15 protein-coding genes and 1 pseudogene are annotated in these 15,147 nt (G+C 62.6%); 9 read left to right on the top strand and 7 right to left on the bottom strand.

Going from position 1 to position 15,147, the window contains the following annotated elements:
• Nucleotides 1-2 precede the first annotated feature (2 nt).
• Entirely contained in the window at nucleotides 3-1,010 is a 1,008-nt protein-coding gene (locus LPW39_RS19205; RefSeq protein ID WP_230778798.1) for a D-2-hydroxyacid dehydrogenase family protein, read from the bottom strand.
• A gap of 482 nt (nucleotides 1,011-1,492) precedes the next feature.
• Here LPW39_RS19205 and LPW39_RS19200 point away from each other — a divergent pair, with 482 nt between their 5' ends.
• Nucleotides 1,493-2,110: a gamma-glutamylcyclotransferase gene (locus LPW39_RS19200; protein WP_230778797.1), complete on the top strand. Its 618-nt coding sequence runs from the start codon at nucleotides 1,493-1,495 to the stop codon at nucleotides 2,108-2,110.
• 746 nt (nucleotides 2,111-2,856) lie between these two features.
• On the opposite strand, the gene thiD is transcribed toward LPW39_RS19200, so the two are convergent.
• Nucleotides 2,857-3,711 (bottom strand): bifunctional hydroxymethylpyrimidine kinase/phosphomethylpyrimidine kinase, encoded by an 855-nt coding sequence (gene thiD, locus LPW39_RS19195; RefSeq protein ID WP_230778796.1) that lies wholly within the window; start codon nucleotides 3,709-3,711, stop codon nucleotides 2,857-2,859.
• Between the two features lie 289 nt (nucleotides 3,712-4,000).
• Between thiD and LPW39_RS19190 the strand changes: the two genes are divergently transcribed.
• The 4 genes from LPW39_RS19190 (at nucleotide 4,001) to LPW39_RS19175 (ending at nucleotide 7,156) form a co-directional block, all read left to right on the top strand.
• The gene (locus LPW39_RS19190) at nucleotides 4,001-5,113 is read left to right on the top strand and encodes an FAD-dependent oxidoreductase (protein WP_230778794.1); all 1,113 of its coding nucleotides are present in this window, start codon (nucleotides 4,001-4,003) and stop codon (nucleotides 5,111-5,113) included.
• Nucleotides 5,114-5,150: 37 nt separating this feature from the next.
• A complete protein-coding gene (gene thiS / locus LPW39_RS19185) occupies nucleotides 5,151-5,348 on the top strand; it encodes a sulfur carrier protein ThiS (RefSeq protein ID WP_133857360.1) in 198 nt (65 codons plus the stop codon).
• A 72-nt stretch (nucleotides 5,349-5,420) separates the two neighbouring features.
• Nucleotides 5,421-6,230, top strand: a complete 810-nt coding sequence (locus LPW39_RS19180; RefSeq protein ID WP_230778793.1) for a thiazole synthase — start codon at nucleotides 5,421-5,423, stop codon at nucleotides 6,228-6,230.
• A gap of 11 nt (nucleotides 6,231-6,241) precedes the next feature.
• Complete coding sequence (locus LPW39_RS19175) at nucleotides 6,242-7,156, top strand: thiamine phosphate synthase (protein WP_230778791.1); 915 nt, start codon at nucleotides 6,242-6,244, stop codon at nucleotides 7,154-7,156.
• A 12-nt stretch (nucleotides 7,157-7,168) separates the two neighbouring features.
• Here the strand turns inward: LPW39_RS19175 and LPW39_RS19170 are convergent, their stop codons facing one another.
• The 3 genes from LPW39_RS19170 to dusA form a co-directional block, all read right to left on the bottom strand.
• Entirely contained in the window at nucleotides 7,169-7,606 is a 438-nt protein-coding gene (locus LPW39_RS19170; protein ID WP_230778789.1) for a YfbM family protein, read from the bottom strand.
• On the bottom strand, nucleotides 7,603-9,195 hold the full coding sequence (locus LPW39_RS19165) for a TM2 domain-containing protein (protein ID WP_230778788.1): 1,593 nt from the start codon (nucleotides 9,193-9,195) through the stop codon (nucleotides 7,603-7,605). Before LPW39_RS19165 ends, LPW39_RS19170 begins: the two co-directional genes overlap by 4 nt.
• Before the next feature lie 300 nt (nucleotides 9,196-9,495).
• Nucleotides 9,496-10,515: a tRNA dihydrouridine(20/20a) synthase DusA gene (dusA, locus tag LPW39_RS19160; RefSeq protein WP_230778787.1), complete on the bottom strand. Its 1,020-nt coding sequence runs from the start codon at nucleotides 10,513-10,515 to the stop codon at nucleotides 9,496-9,498.
• A gap of 193 nt (nucleotides 10,516-10,708) precedes the next feature.
• Between dusA and LPW39_RS19155 the strand changes: the two genes are divergently transcribed.
• Nucleotides 10,709-11,314 (top strand): DUF1287 domain-containing protein, encoded by a 606-nt coding sequence (locus LPW39_RS19155; protein ID WP_230778786.1) that lies wholly within the window; start codon nucleotides 10,709-10,711, stop codon nucleotides 11,312-11,314.
• 7 nt (nucleotides 11,315-11,321) lie between these two features.
• Here LPW39_RS19155 and LPW39_RS19150 read toward each other — a convergent pair whose 3' ends face one another.
• Nucleotides 11,322-12,137 carry an MlaE family ABC transporter permease gene (locus LPW39_RS19150; RefSeq protein ID WP_230778855.1) on the bottom strand — a complete coding sequence of 272 codons (816 nt, stop codon included), beginning with the start codon at nucleotides 12,135-12,137 and terminating at the stop codon, nucleotides 11,322-11,324.
• Nucleotides 12,138-12,229: 92 nt separating this feature from the next.
• Nucleotides 12,230-12,787 carry a peroxiredoxin gene (locus tag LPW39_RS19145; RefSeq protein ID WP_208301055.1) on the bottom strand — a complete coding sequence of 186 codons (558 nt, stop codon included), beginning with the start codon at nucleotides 12,785-12,787 and terminating at the stop codon, nucleotides 12,230-12,232.
• A 241-nt stretch (nucleotides 12,788-13,028) separates the two neighbouring features.
• On the opposite strand from LPW39_RS19145, the gene LPW39_RS19140 reads away from it, so the two are divergent.
• The 3 genes and pseudogenes from LPW39_RS19140 to LPW39_RS19130 all read left to right on the top strand — a co-directional run.
• A complete protein-coding gene (locus LPW39_RS19140) occupies nucleotides 13,029-14,015 on the top strand; it encodes a Bug family tripartite tricarboxylate transporter substrate binding protein (RefSeq protein ID WP_230778785.1) in 987 nt (328 codons plus the stop codon).
• 85 nt (nucleotides 14,016-14,100) lie between these two features.
• The gene (locus LPW39_RS19135) at nucleotides 14,101-14,640 is read left to right on the top strand and encodes a helix-turn-helix domain-containing protein (protein ID WP_230778784.1); all 540 of its coding nucleotides are present in this window, start codon (nucleotides 14,101-14,103) and stop codon (nucleotides 14,638-14,640) included.
• Between the two features lie 8 nt (nucleotides 14,641-14,648).
• Nucleotides 14,649-15,113 (top strand): annotated as a pseudogene (locus LPW39_RS19130) (IS3 family transposase); the annotation flags it as partial.
• Between the last annotated feature and the right edge of the window lie 34 nt (nucleotides 15,114-15,147).

Raw genomic sequence — 15,147 nt, 5'->3', positions numbered from 1 at the left:
TTTTAGCGGCGAACCTGCAAGGCACCCGGGTTGACGATGTTCGACGGCCGCCCTTTGATGAAGTTGATGACGTTGTCAAACGCCGCCCCAAAGTACTGCTCGTAGTTGTCCTGCTCGACATAGCCGATATGGGGCGTGCAAATGCAGTTCTCCAAGCGCAGCAAGGCATGGCCTTGCAAGATGGGTTCGCTCTCGAACACATCCACCGCAGCAATACCTGGGCGCCCCCGGTTGAGCGCGGCAATCAGCGCATCGGGCTGCACCAGCTCAGCCCGCGAGGTGTTGACAAAGGTGGCCGAGGGCTTCATCTGCGCCAGGTCATCAAAGCTGATGCAGCCCTTGGTCTGCTCGTTCAGGCGCAGATGCACGGTCAGCACATCGCTGTTGGCAAAGAAGAACTGCTTGCTCGACGCCACCTTGTGCCCGTCAGAGAGCGCCTTGGCGCGCGAAGCATCGCTACCCCAGACCAGCACCTCCATGCCAAAAGCCTTGCCATAGCCGGCCACCAGCTGGCCGATGCGGCCATAGCCCCAGATGCCCAGGGTGCGGCCGCGCAGCACCGTGCCCAGGCCAAAATTGGGCGGCATATTGGCGGCCTTGAAGCCCGACTGCTGCCAGGCCCCGTGTTTGAGGTTGGAGATGTACTGCGGCAGGCGGCGCGCAGCGGCCATGATCAGCGCCCAGGTCAGCTCGGCAGGCGCGATGGGTGATCCAACGCCCTCGGCCACGGCCACGCCGCGCTCGGTGCAGGCCGTCAAATCCACATGGGAGCCTATGCGCCCGGTCTGGGCGATCAGCTTGAGGCGCGGGAGCTTGTCGAGCAGCAGGCGGCTGATGTGCGTGCGCTCGCGAATCAGCACAATGATGTCGGCATCCTTGAGGCGCACTGACAGCTGCCCCAAACCCTTGACAGTATTGGTATAGACCTTGGCTGAATAAGCGTCGAGAACGGATGCGCATGGCAGCTTGCGCACCGCATCCTGATAATCGTCCAAGATCACAATATTCATAGGAAGACCATTCTCGTCGAACGCCAACCAGGCGGCTTTGCCCCACGCAAGCCACCTGTACACGCCGCCCTCTGCCGTCAAAAAACCCGGGAAGTCCGAGCTTCAACCACAGCGGAGCACCGCATCAGCTATGAACATCATAGCATTGAATAATCCTGCGTCCTGGTCAGGCAATAGGGCTGCCGACACTGCGCCACAGCGCAGATGGGTGCATGCAGGCATCAGGAACTCGTTGACACCTCCAAGCAGGCCTCGGCTTGCCTGGTTTTCCTGTCATCGCCCAGGCCCGCTTCGGCGTTAGGTAGGCTATGTCCCACAGCGCCATACTGTTGCTTTCCACGCAAAAGATGACCGCTCAGGCCTAGCAGTCCTAGCGTTGATGCGCATCAAGCGCTATAACAATTGCTTATCTCTTTGTTTTGTTGGTCGATACCACTATGACGAATTTGGTCGCCTCCCCCCGCAGCCGTTGCCCGCAACAAATGTTCGCGCAAACCATGCAGGAGTGGGGAGGAACGGACGACCTCTGGGTTTTTGCCTACGGCTCGCTAATCTGGCGCCCGGAGTTTGAGTTTCTGGAATGCCGCCACGCGCGGGTCTTTGGCTGGCACCGCGCGCTCAAGATGTGGAGCCACATCAACCGGGGTACGCCGGAATGCCCGGGACTCGTGTTTGGCATGTTCTCGGGTGGCAGCTGCCGTGGCATGGCCTTTCGCATTGCCCGCCACCATGTGCCAGAGATGATGCCCCGGCTGTGGCAGCGCGAAATGGCTACCGACTCCTACGACCCCAAGTGGCTCGACTGCCAAACCGAAGATGGCCCCGTCAAGGCGCTGGCCTTTACGCTGTCCAAGTCCAGCCCACGCTGCACGGGCACCTTGAGCGAAGACGACTACCGCCGCATCTTTGCCCAGTCCTGCGGCATCTATGGCACGACCTTGGACTATGCCGAGTCCACCTACACCGCCCTCAAGAGCCGAGGCATTCAGGACCGGGCACTGGAGCGTCTGCTGCGCCTGTCCGTCTCACGGGCCCAGGCGGGCCAGGAAGCTCGCAAGCTGCTGGGCCAGCCAAGCCTTAGCGCGAACTCTGCCGCTTAAATCCGATTGCAACTGCGGGCCCAGCGCGCCAGACGTGCTGGCCTGAGAGCTGTATCCCACCACCACGGCACAAAAACAAGCACCCCGCCTTCCTACAGCCTGAGAGCCACGGAAGCGAGGTGCATGTTGAGAGGGATAGACTGCCTTTGGGCCATCCGGGGCGGGAATGTGCAGCTGCCACGCCCTATTCGCAAGTAACGGCTCCATCGAGGAGCCGTCTACTGGGGTTAGTTTGCCGACTTCAGCGTATCGGCAAGCAAGAAAAAGAGTTACTGGCGCCAGTGCTTAGCGCTTGCGATCACGTTCGTCTTCTGGCCAGATGCTGAAAACATTTGCGGTGGTCATGTGAACAATCTCCTAAAGATGGGTGTTCAACGCCGAGGCCTACGAGGCGGTTGACAGCAGGCCCCATAAATTTAAAAGTTTACACACTGTTTACCTAAAAATATTTAACCCATGAAAAATAACGATGGAAAATGTATCAAGAACTTGATTGAAGCTACATTTTCAGCATGTTATTGATATTTATCATGGACTTAAATCGTAAACATGGAAAGTAACTTAAATTAACAGCAGCGCTTTTTAATGCCTGTTAAATACCGCATTTCGTCGTAAAAACGACAAATTTATGGTCATTTCGATTTTATATTACCAATTACTCCGATATTTCGACGCAAATACTGACGAAAAATCGACTTGCAACGCCATCCTCACCGCTGCTTACAGAAGCCGCCGAGCGCAGGCATTCAGCGCACAATCACCTGCTTTTGCGGGTTCCAACCATGGGCCAGCGGGCCATGCCCCTGCCCGGTATGCACATCGGCACCCGATTCAATGGCGCCCAGAATGTACTGCCGCGCCAGGCTGACAGCGGACGGCAGCGGCTGCCCCAGGGCCAGCTGGCAGGCAATGGCCGATGACAAGGTGCAGCCCGTGCCATGCCCGTTGTGAGTGTGGATGCGGGTGGAAGCCAGACGCAGACGCTGGCCGTCGGCAGTAGCCAGCAGGTCCACCACCTCATCGCCAGGCAAATGGCCGCCCTTGATCAGCACCGCCTGGGCGCCCATGGCCAGCAAATCCCGCGCGGCCTGCTCCAATTGATCGGCGTGTACCAGACTGCGGCCCAGCAGCAAACCTGCTTCGTCCAGGTTAGGGGTAACGAGCGCTGCGCGGGGAAACAGCTGCCTCACCAGCTCACCCACGGTGGCCTCGGCAATCAGCCGGTCACCGCTGGTGGCGACCATCACCGGGTCCAGCACCACATGGGGCAAGGCATAGCGATCGATCGCGGCGGCCACCACGGCCACAATCTCAGGCGCGTGCAGCATGCCGATCTTGACGGCATCGCAGCCAATGTCCTCGAGCACCGCATCCAGTTGCTCCTGCAGGAAAGCCGGCGGCACGCCATGGATGGAGCGCACGCCCTGCGTGTTTTGCGCCGTCAGCGCCGTGATCGCTGTCATGCCAAAGCAGCCCAGCGCCGACATGGTCTTCAGATCCGCCTGGATACCGGCCCCACCGCCGCTGTCGGAACCCGCAATCGACAGCACCCGTGCATAACGCGGCAAGGAGACGGGAGAAGAAGGATTCAGTGAGGCCATGGCTGCAGTCCAAAAACAATGCCGGGCAACACTGGCCCGGCCTGGGCAAAATTATCCACGATTGTGACGACGGCTTGACGCAGCCCCATGCCCCCGGCGCAACGCTGTGTTGTAATGCAGCCTGAGACGAAACAGGGGTGTCCCTGCAGCAGTTTGGCTGCAGCGCGACTGAGATCAGACCCTGGAGTGAGCCACCACGGCAGCGCTCCGCAACCCGATCCAGGTCATGCTGGCGTGGGGAGTTTTCGGCAGTTGCGCGCACTGTTTTGTCTATTGCCAAGCACAAAACATGTCCTCTCACCCATTCATTTCTCCCCAAGCCCGCATCGCCATCCTGGGCGGTGGCCTGTTGGGCCGGCTGATGGCGCTGGAGCTGTCGGGCCGGGGATTCTCCATCGACCTGTACGACCGGGGCGGGCCAGAAGCCGAGCACGCCGCAGCGCGCGTGGCCGCCGCCATGTTGGCGCCGCTGGCCGAATCGGCCGTGACCGAGCATGGCGTGGTGCGCATGGGCCAGTATGGGCTGCAGCGCTGGCCGGAGCTGCTTGCGCAATTCGATGCACCGGTGTTCTTGCAGCAGGCCGGCACCATGGTGGTCTGGCACCGCCAGGATGCTCCTGAAGCACAGCGCTTTCGCGGCATCTTGCAGCGCACCCAGGCGGCCATCCCCGAGTTGCCGCCTTTGCAAACCCTGGGCGGCGCCCAAATTGCTGAACTGGAGCCCGCGCTGGCGGGGCATTTTCAGTCCGCCTACTACCTGCCAGGCGAGGGCCAGCTGGACAACCGCCAGCTGCTGGCCGCACTGGTGCCTGCGCTGCAGGCGCGGGGCGTGCGCCTGCACTGGCACCAGGCGCACGAGCTCGATCACTTTGCGCCCGGCGCGCAGGGCCAGCCTGATCTGCTGATCGACACACGCGGCCTGGGTGCAAAACCGCAGTGGAGCCAGTTGCGCGGCGTGCGTGGCGAAGTGCTGCGCGTGCATGCGCCGGAGGTGCAGTTGCGCCGCCCCACGCGCCTGATGCATCCGCGCTACCCGATCTATATCGCGCCCAAGCAGGACCACCACTTTGTCATCGGTGCCACCGAGATCGAGTCCGACGACATGTCGCCGGCCAGCGTGCGCTCGGCGATGGAGCTGCTCAGCGCGGCCTACACCGTGCACAGCGGCTTTGCCGAGGCGCGCATCCTGGAGATCAACACCCAGTGCCGCCCGACTTTGCCCGATAATCTGCCAGCCATCCGCCAGGTGCGGCCCCGGGTGCTGGAGATCAATGGCCTGTACCGGCACGGCTTCATGATCTCGCCCGCCGTGCTGGACTGCGCAATCGAGCTGCTGCTGACCGGCGAAGCCCCCCTTGCCGCGCGCTTTGACATGGATGTGCGCCTGCTCGCGGCCGCCTGATGGCCCGCAGCCCTATGATGAGCCTTGAATGATGACGATACAGATCCTCTTGAACAACCAGGCCACCGCCCTGCCCGAAGGCGCCACCATTGCCGTGGCGCTGGCCCAGCTGCAGCCGCGCCCGCCTTTTGCCGTGGCCGTCAATACCGAATTCGTGCCCAAGGGCCAGTACGACAGCCGCCAGCTGCACGCAGGCGACAAGCTCGAAGTCATCTCGCCCGTTACCGGCGGTTAATCTGCTCCGGCGCCACCTGCCCCGGCCACTACCGCCAGGGCCCCTGACCCGCATTTACCCAAGGCCTTTGCCATGAACGCCACTCCCTCTTCCGACGACGCCCTGGTGCTGTATGGCCAACGTTTTCAAAGCCGCTTGCTGCTCGGAACCTCGCGCTATCCATCGCCCGCCGTGCTGGAAGCAGCCGTCGCCCGCGCCCAGCCGGCCATGGTGACCGCATCGCTGCGCCGCCAGGGCAGCAATGCTGCCGAGACCGGCAGTGACTTCTGGGCGCTGCTCAAGCGTCTGAATGTGCCGGTGTTGCCCAATACCGCCGGATGCATGCGCCTGCAAGAGGCCATCACCACGGCCCAGATGGCGCGCGAGGTGTTCGAGACGCCCTGGATCAAGCTGGAACTGATTGGCGACGACTACACCCTGCAACCCGACACCCTGAACCTGGTGGAGGCTGCCTCCATCCTGATCAAGGACGGTTTTCAGGTGCTGCCCTACTGCACCGAGGACCTGGTGCTCTGCCAACGCCTGGTCGATGTGGGCTGCCAGGCCGTCATGCCTTGGGCCGCGCCGATTGGCACGGGCCGTGGCCCCGTTAACCCCTATGCGATGCAGACCTTGCGCGAGCGCCTGGATGTGCCGCTGATCTGCGATGCCGGCCTGGGCTTGCCCAGCCACGCCTGCCAGGTCATGGAATGGGGCTTTGACGGCGTGCTGCTGAACACGGCTGTCGCCTTGTCGCAAGACCCAATCGCGATGGCCGGCGCCTTTGCCGATGCCACCGCCGCAGGCCATGCCGCCTACCGCGCCGGCGCGATGCAGGCGCAGGACATGGCCCAACCCAGCACGCCGGTGCTGGGCACGCCGTTCTGGCACCAAAGCCACTGAGAGACCCGCCGATGCTCGCCACCCCCACCGCCGCCCAGATCGCGCAGGCCATTACCGCCGCCCACCAGGCCGCCTTTGCCAGCTTTCCGCCCCAAACAGCGCCTGCGCTGCCCGCAGACCGCGCGCAGGATGCCGTCTACGCCGGCGCCTTGGCCGCTTGCAGCACGCTGGGCTTTATCGCCATCGACGCCGACTGCCTGGCCAGCGCCTGGAGCGCGCAAAGCGCCCGCACAGGCCAGTTCGATGCCCAGGCCTGGCCCACGCAAGCTGCTGATTTTGGCTTGCTGACCAGCGGCGGGCCCCAGGCCTTTGCGCCCTGCCCGCAGCAGCTGGGCCTGTATGCGGTGCTTCCAACGGCCGAATGGGTCGGCCGAATGGCCCGTGCCGGCGTGCCCACCGTGCAGCTGCGCTTCAAATCCGACGATGCCCAGGCCATTGCTGCGGAGATCGCCGCAGCCGTTGCCGCAGTGGCGGGGACTGGCGCCCTGCTCTTTATCAACGACCACTGGCGCCAGGCCATCGCCGCTGGCAGCTATGGCGTGCACCTGGGCCAGGAAGACCTGGATGCGCTGAGCGCTGCAGAACTCGCCGAGCTGCGTGCCAGCGGCGTGCGCCTGGGTGTCAGCACCCATGGCTATGCCGAGATGGTTCGCGCCAGCCAGGCGCAGCCCAGCTATATCGCGATGGGAGCGGTGTTCCCAACCACCTTGAAGAAAATGGCCACCGTCCCGCAGGGCTTGGCGCGCCTGGAGCGCTATGCCGCCCTGACGCGCAGCTACCCCCAGGTCGCCATTGGCGGCATTTCGGCAGCGGAGTTTTCGCAGGTGCGCGAGAGCGGCGTGGGATCGATCGCCGTGGTGCGCGCCATCGTCAACGCGGACAATCCAGAGGCGGCTGCCGCCGACTTGATGGCGCTGATGCGCTAAGCCCGCCCGGCGCTACACCACGTAGAGCAGCACAGCATCGCGCCGCTGCGCTGCTGCCTGCCAAAAACTGCGCAGCGCGGCCTGTCGGCGCACCCAGTGGCGCAGCGCCTCAATATCAGGCGGCCTGCCATCCTGTGCCTTTTGCCAGGCATGCATGCGCTGCACCAGCTGGGTAGCGCTGATACCGCTCAGCCGTTGCGCGCTGTCCGTCACCAGATCGGCCGGCCAGGCCCAGCAATGCTGGGCCAAGGTACCGTCTACTGCCACACCGTGCTCGATCTCAGGCAGGCGCTGGATGTCTTGCTGCCACAGGCTGCCCTGATCCAGCACGGCCAGCGGCCCGCCTTGCTCAGCACTATGCTGCAGGTAGTCATCCATGGCCGAAGGCTCGACCAGCAACGCCCGCAAACCATGGCGCGGCAGCGCATAAAAAAGCCCTTGCACGCTCATGCGCCCTCCCTGATCGCGGTTTTTAGCTGTTGCAAATGCGCGCTGTTGTCCGGGTCACAGATCTGCACCAGCAACAGCGCTTTTCTCAGATAGCTGCGGCGTGCATCGGCCTGGCCATGCGCCTCCAAAAATGCCGCAAATACCTCATAGGCCCGCGCTGCCGCGAGCGAATAGCCCCGGCAACTGCGCTGCTGTATGCGCAAGGCCTGCTGCACCAGCGGCTTGACCCTTGCGGGCTGGTGGCGGATGGCAAAGGCCGCGTAGTCGGCCAGCATGCCCGACACTGCCTCGGGATCGGGCATGCGCTGGCCTTGCTGGTCCAGGCGCTCAAAGCTGTCCAGGTACAGCGCCAGCCGCTGCCAGCATTGCAGCGCCTGCGCCGTCTCGCCCAAGGCTGCATGGCTGCTGGCCATGCGCTGCAACAGCGCGCACAGCGCCAAGGCCTGCGCGGCCGCGTTGCCGCCGCTGCCGCGCACATTCACCAGCGCCAGCGCTTGCGCATAGTGCGCCGTGGCAGCTTGGTGGTCCTCATCCGATTGGCAGAGATCACCCAGACGCTCCAAGGCCTGGCGCCGCATCGCCACCGGCACTGCTGCGCCCTCAGGCGCGGCCAACGCCAGCAAGGCCTGGCCATGCACGCGTTGGCGGTGCTTATTACCCAAATGCTGCGCAATCTCCATCGCATGCAGGTGGTGCTGGGCCAGATCAGGCACATCCGCTTCCTGGCCCGCTTGGCGCAAGGCAATGGTCTGCTCGCACAAGGCCAGCGCCTGGGCCCAGTCCTGCGATTGCATCAGCAGCGGATACTGACCCGGCTGCAGCAGGGGCGTAGCAGCGGCTGCGGATGCCATTTGGGGCGAACGCAGGCGCTGCAAAAACGACTGTGCCTGATGCACGGGCTGCGTCAGCTCGGCAAAGGCAGCTCCCAAATGCACACCCATTTGCAGTTTTTTGCGCGCTGCATCCAGTTGCCCGGTTTGGTAGAAGGTCATCCCCTGCAGCAGATAGGCCATCGCCAAGTGCGGGTCACTTTGGGGCTTCCGGCTGCGCTGTGCGAGGTATCTGACCAGGGTGTCCGCCTCCGCGTGCGCCGTCTGCACATCTCGGCGTGCGAGCGCATCACCAATATGCTTTTGCGCCATCTGGATGGCCAGGGACTTCTTGTCGGTCTGCGGATCGGTCGCGGGTTTGGGTGGCAGATCAGCCGGTAGCGCGGCGGCTACAGCAGGCTGGGCCACAGAGGCGGGTACCGGCGCAGCGGCCACCTCTGCCTTGGCTGCAGGCATCGATGCCTGCTCATCCAGTTGCGACTGGGCAAACGCCGACAAGCGCGAATCCATGTCCTCTTCGACCCGAAAGTAGTCGAACAGCCAAAAGCCATCGCGGATCAACCAAAAAACAATCGGGCCCAGCAGATAAGGCGCGTAGGCTGCAGCCCGTCCGCCCCATAGCCACAGCGCCGCGCACAGCAAGGCCAAGGCCAGCTGCGCCACGGCGCTTGCATAGCGTCCCAGATAAAAGCGGTGCGCGCCCAGCCAGCCCACCGCCAACAACAGGCCCAGGGCCCATCGCGGATTCTTTTCCCCCATCCCTCTTCCCTTGTGCTTTGTTTGTTCTGCACTTTCCGGCCCGGACATGCACCATATCGGCGCTGCCGGGGGCGGCATATATCGCGGGAAGTATAGCAACCGCTATCGGCTGCGCCAGGGCTGTCGGCGCGCGTGAGCCTGCAGTGTGCAGCCCCTATATGTGGGGTGCAGTGGCGGCTGAGAGAAAGTTGTTGAGCCTAGAAATCAGGCAAATGCAGAGGTAGAACACAGAGGCCCACTGCGAAAATGCCTCCGCGTAAGGCCGACGGACACCGCCCAGGTGCCAGCAGCCTTTTCGTATCAAATACTTACCAAAACGGGACTATCGGCGTGGCGCTCCGGCTTGGTGCGGGCGGCCTGCATCACCTCGTGCGGTGGCAGCTGCTTCATGCGGTGATCGCTCCAGACCTGGCGCCAGCGGCGGGCACCGGGCATGCCCTGGCGCAGGCCCAGCATGTGGCGTGCGATGGAGTACCAGTGCGTGCCATGTTCGGCAGCCTCACGCTCCATATAGCGCACCATCTCTTCTTCGACCGATTCGCGGCTGATGTCGCTGTTCAGCTCGGCGCCATAGAACTGCGCATCCCAAGTCGCCAGCCACCAAGGGTTGTGGTAGGCCTCACGCCCCACCATCACGCCATCGACATGCTCGAGCTGCGCCAGCACCGTGGCGTCATCGGCAATGCCGCCGTTGATGGCGATGGTCAAATGCGGAAAGTCCTTTTTCAGCTGCGCCACCACGTCATAACGCAGCGGTGGAATCTCGCGGTTCTCCTTGGGCGAGAGGCCCTTGAGCCAAGCATTGCGGGCATGCACCACAAATACTTCGCAACCCGCATCGGCGACCGTGCCGATGAAGTCACGCACAAAGTCATAGCTCTCATTCTTGTCGATGCCAATGCGGTGCTTTACCGTCACGGGGATGTCCACCACATCGCGCATGGCCTTGACACCATCGGCCACCAGCGCTTTCTCGTTCATCAGGCAGGCGCCAAAGGCACCGCGCTGTACGCGCTCGCTGGGGCAGCCGCAGTTCAGGTTGACCTCGTCATAACCCCAGTCCTGCGCCAGCTTGGCGCACTGGGCCAAATCCGCCGGCTCGCTACCGCCCAATTGCAGGGCCACCGGGTGCTCCTCGGCATGAAAACGCAAATGCCGCGCCACATCCCCATGGATCAGCGCGCCGGTGGTCACCATCTCGGTATAGAGCAAGGTCTGCCGCGTCAGCAGACGGTGAAAAAAGCGGCAATGGCGGTCGGTCCAGTCCATCATCGGCGCGACGGACATGCGCCAAGGGCTGTGGGTTAGAGATTCGGTCATGGTGGTGGTTGGCCAAAGCCTGGCCCAAGAATGCGCTGGCCTGCAGCGGCCGTGGTCCTGCCTGCAGGCAATCGCCTATTTTAAGGGCTGCCGGCTTGGGGTGCCTGCGCGGCACACAATGGCCTGAGAGAGCTGCCTTGCCCGTTGCGGACGACCAGCGCCAGCACCACTCACCAGCCGCTAGACTTGTCCCATGCCTCAGAAACTCTCCCGACGCCCGCTGCTCCTTCTGCTGACCTTGGGCACCACCAGCCTACCCAGCCTGGCTGCACCATCTCGGCGCGATGCGAGCGCGTTGATACGTGAAGCGCGCAGGCAGTTGGGCGTTACCCGTACCTATGATGGCCGCTACGCCACCATCGCCTATCCTGGCGGTGATGTGCCGCGCCACACAGGCGTTTGCACCGATGTGCTGATCCGCGCCTACAGAGATGCCTTGGCGGTGGATCTGCAAAAGCTGATACACACCGATATGGCAGCGCACTTTTCGGCCTATCCAAAGACTTGGGGTCTCAAACGGCCAGATCCCCATATCGACCACCGCCGCGTGCCCAATCTGCAGACCTTCTGGTCGCGCAAGCAAGCCAAGCTTCCGCTACCCGCTGATGAGCGGGATTGGCGGCCCGGCGATATCTTCACCAGTATGATCGATGGCAAGCTGCCGCATACCGGCCTTGTCAGCGACAGGCGCAGCGCCAGCGGACGCTGGGCGGTCATCCACAACATCGGCCAAGGCGCGCGCGAGGAAGATGCACTGACCGCGCATCCGCTCACCGGCCGCTACCGCTTCCTGGTTTAGCAGGCGGCTAGTAATAATTTCCGAGCAGCGACGCCACCTCAATCAGCAACAGCACCGCAAACATGCGCGCCAAGCCGCCCAGGTCGGATGCGGGCCCAAGGGCCTCGTTGCGGTCCATGCCGTAAGGCCGGTTCATCGCCGAAGCGGTGGGGATCAGTGCTACCGCCAAGCCAAACATCAAGGTCTTGAGGCCGAACAGCCAAGTCACCATAGGGGTGAACACGCTGGCGAACATGCGGGTGTAAAGCTCAAAACCGACCCAGCTCAGCCCATAAACACTCAGGTAGACCATGACCAGCGAGACCACGCAGGACAGCGCTGCCAAGGTGATGGAGGCATACATGCTGGCAACGACCAAGGGCAGCATCTCCGTGCGCACAGGGTCATAGCCGTGGTGGCGCAGGCGCTCAAAGTGCCCATCCTCGCGCATCTTGGCCAAGGAGGCACCTGCAGGAATGGAGCAGCGCATGGCCACAAACAGCGCGGCCGTCAGCGGGATCAACTCCAGCACCAGCACGCGGATGACCATCTCGACCGCTACGCGCGAGAGGCCATAGCTGGTGGCAGTGACAAACACGATGCGCGCCACCACCAGGCACAGCAAGGCGGCGAGCGCAGTAAAGCCCAGCAGGATGGGCGCCGTGTCAACATACATGCGGCGCATCAGCCGTGACCGGGTTTGCGGGCCATAGCTGCTGGGCGACATCAGCATCACCAGCACAACGGCGCCCAGATAGAAAATGCGCCACCAGGCCACCGCCCAGCGGCGCGCGGTGCGCCAGGTCCGGTGGGGCCATTGGGGTTGGAGCAGACTTGCCAGCATCAGGCGATCATAGGCCATAGAGGCCGGCATGGGCGGTGTTCAGTAGGATGGCGGGCAGGACGAGCGCTGCTGCAACCCGCTGCCAGGCCGACTCAAGACTTCTGGCGCGCCTTCCAGTCCTGCACGGCCTTCAGGGTCTGCTGCACGTGTTCGAGCGGATCGCTGCCCTCATGCGCATAGATCACCTTGCCGTCTGGAGCGATCACATAAGAAATGCGTGATGCCGTGCCGGGCCGTGCGGCCGAGCTCGCGTCATAGGCCTTGATGGCCTTGGCATCGGGGTCGGAAGCTACGCTGAACTGGTCGCGGCAGGCCTCGCTGGAGAAGCGCTGCATCGTGGCGATGTCGTCATGCGAGATGCCAACGACCTGGGCACCGGAGGCCGCAAAGGTAGGCGTGGCTTCGGCAAAGGCATGGGCCTCGATAGTGCAGCCCTGGCTGAAGGCCTTGGGGAAGAAGTACAAGACTACGGGGCCGCGCTTCAAGGCCTCGGCCATGTCAAAACGCTGCACCTTGCCCGCCAATGCCGACTGGGTGCTGAAGAGCGGTGCCTGGGCGCCAACGGCCAGCGCCGCCTGGCTGGGCAGGCTCACCAAGGCCGCACAGCCCATGACCACCGAGGCCAAAGCCCCCACGAGTTTTGCTTTCATAGTCGATCCTTCTGTTGTCACTGTTGTCATCTGCATACGCCCCACGCCGGGGCTGTCAGCGGCTTGTCATGTTTTGCATGCTGCAACAGGTCTGCGCAACATCGCCCAACACCACAGCCCCTAGAATATGCCACCTGGCGTGATGGCATGCATCATCACCCCTTTGACCGTTTATGCAACTACCTCCTTGGCCGACTCTGCAAAAGCCATGCGAAGGTGTCACTCTCAAGGAGACAACAAAATGATGAAACAGATTCTGCAGTGCGCCGCAGTGGCGCTCACGGTGGGGGCAGCTTCGGGTGCCATGGCACAGGGTGCGGGGGCAGACTACCCCGGCAGCAAGCCAGTCCGCATGGTCGTACCCTTCCCTCCAGGGGGTGGCACCGACATTCTGGCGCGCATCATTGCACAAAAGCTCAGCGAGCAAAACCACTGGACCGTGGTCGCTGACAACCGTGCCGGCGCGGGTGGCACCATCGGTATCAGTGAAGTGGCCAAGGCCCAGCCAACGGGCTACGACATCGTCATGGGCCAGAAGGACAACGTGGTGTTGGGCTACTACCTGTACAAGGGCCTGCCCTGGAACCCCGCCAAGGACCTGACCCCGATCGCCCATGTGGCCTACTCGCCAGTCATCATCGCCACCTCGGAAAACAGCAAGTTCAAGACCTTGAACGATGTCATCGCCGCCGCCAAGGCCGATCCCGGCAAGATCACCTACGGCTCGCCCGGCAATGGCACCAGCATCCACATCGCCGGCGTGCTGTTTGAGAAGGCTGCAGGCGTCAAGCTGACCCATGTGCCTTACAAGGGCTCCAACCCCGCGCTGCTCGATACCCTGTCCGGCAATGTCGACCTGCTGGTCTCTTCAGTCCCCTCGGCGATTGGCCAGATCAAGGCCGGCAAGCTGCGTCCGCTGGCCGTCACCTCGGCCAAGCGCAGCAGCTCGCTGCCCGATGTGCCCACCGTTGCCGAGCTTGGCATGAAGGGCTTTGATGTGAGTACCTGGTATGGGCTGTTTGGCCCCAAGAACCTGCCCGCGCCCATCGTCAGCAAGCTCAACACCGAGGTCAACAAGCTGCTGGCCCAGAAGGAAATTCAGGACTCCATCCTGGCCCAAGGCGCCGAACCCCAAGCCATGTCCGTGTCTGACTTTGACAAATTCTTCCACAAGGACTTCCAGGACGCCAAGGCCATTGTCGAAGCCTCCGGCGCAACCATCCAGTAATCCGCACGGCTGGGATATGACAAGGGCACCTCGCTGAACTGCACCCCAAAAGTTGGACACCAGTCCAACCAATGGGGTGTTTTTCATGGAGAAATACGATGAGAGCTTCAAGCTCAAGATGGTCCAGAAGTATCTGGGCGGGCAGATCGGCCACAAGGCACTGGCCAAGCAAGCAGGGTTAGGTGCGACGCAGCTGAGCCGGTGGATACATGGCTATCAAATGCATGGCATCAAGGCGCTGCGCAAGAAGCGCAGCCACTACAGTGTGCAATTCAAGCTGAACGTGCTTGCGCAGGCCAAAGAGCAAGGGCTCTCGGACAGCCAGGCGGCTGTCATCTTTGATCTTCGAGGCGGCAGCGACGTTGTAGCTCGGTGGCGGCGGCTGTACGATCAGGGCGGTGCGCAAGCACTTCAACCCAAGCCCAGAGGCCGCCCTCCAAAGATGCCAACATCCAAACCAACCCCCATCGCACCAGGTCAAACGAAAGACTCGCAAACCGTTGAGTCTTTGCGCAAAGAAAACGAAGCGCTGCGTGCGGAGGTGGCCTATCTAAAAAAACTCGAGGCCTTAGTTCAAGCCAGCCGGCAAGCTGCGCCCAAAGGGCGCAAGCCGTCCTCGAGCTAAGGCCTTATCACTCATTGAGCACCCTGCTGTTGGCAGCTGGCCTGTCGCGCAGCACCTTTTACTACCAAGCCAAGGCGCTGCAGGCGGGCGATAAATATGCCCAGCTCAAAGCCAGCATCCAAGCCGTGTATGAGCGCCACAAGGGCCGCTACGGCTATCGGCGCATTACGGCGGAGTTGGTGCGCAGTGGGCAGCAGGTCAACCACAAAACCGTGCAGCGCCTCATGAACGATATGGCGCTGAAGTCGCTCATACGCCTAAAAAGATACCGCTCCTATCGGGGCGAGCTGAGCGCAACGCCCAACCTGCTCAACCGCCAGTTCGATGCCAAACGACCCAATGAGAAATGGGTGACCGATGTGACCGAGTTCAACGTAAAAGGCGAGAAGCTTTACCTCTCGCCCATCATGGACCTGTTCAATGGAGAGATTGGGCTTCCCCCAGTTTCCCGGACACTTTGCCTAGCCCTTTAAACGTTGCCGCTCCTCGAATTGAACCGGGCTAAGG

This window comes from Comamonas koreensis, assembly GCF_021026195.1.
In the GTDB taxonomy this organism is placed as follows: Bacteria; Pseudomonadota; Gammaproteobacteria; order Burkholderiales; family Burkholderiaceae_C; genus Comamonas; species Comamonas koreensis.
Note: the sequence above shows the minus strand (reverse complement) of the source record. Positions and strands in the feature narration are given on the sequence as shown.

What these genes read in the sequence shown, in the direction of transcription:
- LPW39_RS19190 (WP_230778794.1), top strand. Translation starts at nt 4,001, where the DNA reads ATGTCCTCTCACCCATTCATTTCTCCCCAAGCCCGCATCGCCATCCTG.
- LPW39_RS19135 (WP_230778784.1), top strand. Translation starts at nt 14,101, where the DNA reads ATGGAGAAATACGATGAGAGCTTCAAGCTCAAGATGGTCCAGAAGTAT.
- LPW39_RS19170 (WP_230778789.1), bottom strand. Translation starts at nt 7,606, where the DNA reads ATGAGCGTGCAAGGGCTTTTTTATGCGCTGCCGCGCCATGGTTTGCGG.
- LPW39_RS19165 (WP_230778788.1), bottom strand. Translation starts at nt 9,195, where the DNA reads ATGGGGGAAAAGAATCCGCGATGGGCCCTGGGCCTGTTGTTGGCGGTG.
- LPW39_RS19145 (WP_208301055.1), bottom strand. Translation starts at nt 12,787, where the DNA reads ATGAAAGCAAAACTCGTGGGGGCTTTGGCCTCGGTGGTCATGGGCTGT.
- dusA (WP_230778787.1), bottom strand. Translation starts at nt 10,515, where the DNA reads ATGACCGAATCTCTAACCCACAGCCCTTGGCGCATGTCCGTCGCGCCG.
- LPW39_RS19155 (WP_230778786.1), top strand. Translation starts at nt 10,709, where the DNA reads ATGCCTCAGAAACTCTCCCGACGCCCGCTGCTCCTTCTGCTGACCTTG.
- LPW39_RS19175 (WP_230778791.1), top strand. Translation starts at nt 6,242, where the DNA reads ATGCTCGCCACCCCCACCGCCGCCCAGATCGCGCAGGCCATTACCGCC.
- LPW39_RS19200 (WP_230778797.1), top strand. Translation starts at nt 1,493, where the DNA reads ATGTTCGCGCAAACCATGCAGGAGTGGGGAGGAACGGACGACCTCTGG.
- LPW39_RS19140 (WP_230778785.1), top strand. Translation starts at nt 13,029, where the DNA reads ATGATGAAACAGATTCTGCAGTGCGCCGCAGTGGCGCTCACGGTGGGG.
- LPW39_RS19205 (WP_230778798.1), bottom strand. Translation starts at nt 1,010, where the DNA reads ATGAATATTGTGATCTTGGACGATTATCAGGATGCGGTGCGCAAGCTG.
- LPW39_RS19150 (WP_230778855.1), bottom strand. Translation starts at nt 12,137, where the DNA reads ATGCTGGCAAGTCTGCTCCAACCCCAATGGCCCCACCGGACCTGGCGC.
- thiD (WP_230778796.1), bottom strand. Translation starts at nt 3,711, where the DNA reads ATGGCCTCACTGAATCCTTCTTCTCCCGTCTCCTTGCCGCGTTATGCA.
- LPW39_RS19180 (WP_230778793.1), top strand. Translation starts at nt 5,421, where the DNA reads ATGAACGCCACTCCCTCTTCCGACGACGCCCTGGTGCTGTATGGCCAA.